This window comes from Corynebacterium sp. (assembly GCF_012838985.1).
Lineage (GTDB): Bacteria > Actinomycetota > Actinomycetes > Mycobacteriales > Mycobacteriaceae > Corynebacterium.
This window is the reverse complement of record NZ_DUOE01000103.1, coordinates 1-2,264: the sequence shown is the minus strand read 5'-3', so window position 1 is coordinate 2,264 and position 2,264 is coordinate 1. Positions and strand designations below refer to the sequence as shown.

3 protein-coding genes are annotated in these 2,264 nt (G+C 68.3%); 2 read left to right on the top strand and 1 reads right to left on the bottom strand.

The annotated features are described in order from the left end of the window. Together GXZ33_RS05895 and GXZ33_RS05890 are read left to right on the top strand one after the other, a co-directional pair. Positions 1 to 614: flippase-like domain-containing protein (locus GXZ33_RS05895; protein ID WP_291339932.1), on the top strand; the 614-nt coding region annotated here is incomplete at its 5' end. A 10-nt stretch (positions 615 to 624) separates the two neighbouring features. After that, positions 625 to 999, top strand: a complete 375-nt coding sequence (locus GXZ33_RS05890; protein WP_291339931.1) for a DUF3054 domain-containing protein — start codon at positions 625 to 627, stop codon at positions 997 to 999. Here the strand turns inward: GXZ33_RS05890 and GXZ33_RS05885 are convergent. After that, entirely contained in the window at positions 911 to 2,050 is a 1,140-nt protein-coding gene (locus GXZ33_RS05885; protein ID WP_291339930.1) for a GNAT family N-acetyltransferase, read from the bottom strand. The genes GXZ33_RS05890 and GXZ33_RS05885 overlap by 89 nt on opposite strands. Between the last annotated feature and the right edge of the window lie 214 nt (positions 2,051 to 2,264).

Sequence of the window (2,264 nt, the reverse complement as noted above, 5' to 3'; positions counted from 1 at the left end):
CGACGATGTGGCTGGTGGTCATCGGCATCGCCGGTGTCTTCTTCCTCGGCGCCGACGTCAACGTGTGGTCGCTGCTGCTCACCCTCCTGGTGATGACGGGTCTGTCCTGGGCGCTGTGGTGGGCGGCGAATCATCCCGCGACGCTCGAGCGTTGGGCGCGGGCTCTGCTGCCACGGGTCAACCGGGTGCTGCGCCGCGCCCCGGAATCCGGACTCGAGGGTGCGGTGGCGCAGATCCACCAGCTGGAGTCCGTGCAACTGAGCCGCGGGAGGTTCAGCCTCGTGGCCGGGTGGTCACTGCTCAACCGGGCCTTCGACGCCCTGACGCTGTTCCTGTGCGTGTGGGCGGTGACGGGGGCGGTTCCGGCCGCGGCGGCCGTGCTGCTGGCCTACACCACCGCCAAGATCGCCGGTTCCGCCCAGGTCACCCCGGGAGGGCTGGGGACGGTGGAAGTGGCGATCATCGGCACCCTCGTCGCTGCGGGCATGACGGCGGTCGACGCGACAGGCGCCGCCCTGGTCTACCGGCTGGTGTCCTTCGCCCTCATCACGGCCGTCGGCTGGGTGATCTACTTCCTGTACTACGCGCGCCGGGGAGTCCGGGCCGGGGATTAGGGTGGAGGGCATGAACAGGTCCACCGCTCTGCTCGCCGACGTCGTCGCCATCGCCCTCTTCGCCCTCTTCGCCCGTATCGCCCACCAGACCGATGACATGCCGCTGAACTTCATGGGGTGGCTGTCCACGTGGTGGCCGTTCCTGCTCGGTGTCCTGATCTCCTGGGGGCTCATCATCGGACTCCACCTCGACGGTCACCGGCTCTACCCCGCCGGTGTCATGACGTGGGTGGTCACCGTCATCGTCGGCCTGGGTATCTGGGCGGCCCGTAACGGCGAGATCCCCCACTGGTCCTTCATCCTCGTCGCCACGGCCATGTCGGGTCTGCTGCTGCTCGGCTGGCGTGCGATCGCCCGCGTCGCGCTGCGGAGGTCACACGCCTGATCGCCCCGGCTGCGAGCATCCCGCCCCGGGACACCGCCCGCGCCCAGCGCAGGGCGCGCAGGTTCTCCGCCGCCACCGCCGAGACCGAGAAAACGTGGTACTCGCCCGTCTCCCAGTCACTCTTGAAAGGACTGCGGCCGATCATCATGTCGATGACGGTGACACCCAGCTCATCGTGGACGTCGATGAGCTTCTCGACGAGCTGGTGTCCCGGGATCAGCGGACGACATCCGGGGTCGAAACGGTTGAGCCACCCCTCCGCGCGACCTCCCGTGGTGAGGAGCACCTGCAGACCCACCCAGCGGCCGTCGACCGTGAGTCCGATAACCACGAGATGACCCGCGGCCGCCTCCTCGCGGAGGAATCGGTGGGTGAACTGACCGTGCTCCCCGGACAGCAGATGCAGTCTTCCCTCCCCCGCCGCATCATCGGCCAGCTCGGTCAACGTGACGATCTCCGACCAGTGTCGCTCCAGTTCCTCCGGCGTCTGCACGAGAATTCTGTCAACCACCCCGTGCTGCGCCTCCCACTTCCGCCGCGCGCGGGATAGACGACTGCGGGTCTTGGAACTGCGTAGGTCAGCCACAGTCGTCCCCTCCGGAACGTCGATCACCGGGCAGTGGTCGTCGCGGTGCAGATCAACATGGAGGCCGTCAGCGGCGAGCAGCACCTCCAGGAACGGTGACCCCGCGGGCAGGTGGGTCAGTTCGAGGGGAAGCTGTTCCCGACGCAGACCGTCGACGAGGTACTCCAGGGCGGCGCGGTCGGTGGCCGGGGCCTCGCCCACGGTGCCCAGCCCGTGGCCGAGCAACCGGGCCACTTCGACTCCTGCCCGGCGCCGCACGTGCAGCGGAAGCACCGCGGCAAGCTCACCCCCGCGGCGCACTGTCGCCACGGCCAGCCGCCCCTTGCCCACGGCCCGGAACCAGGAGAGCGCGTAGGCGGGGCGGGATGCGAAGCGGGTGCCGTGGCGGCGGGCCAGATCGTCCCACTCGGCCTCGAGTCGCTCGTCGACCTCGTGGTGGATCAGAAATTCCCTCGACTGCTGCATGGCCTTACTCTCCTCGGAGCGATGGTTCTATCCGCCGGTGGTGTGCCTGACTCATCCTAGTGACTCACCACGGATCCGCTTCGACGCGGGCATGAAAAAACCGCCTCCCCACCGGGTGGTGGGGAGGCGGTTGTCGCCGAGGCCTTAAGCCTGGATGGAGTGGCTCAGCTGGTTGGCGATCATGACGATGAGACCGATGATGTCGGTGACGAGG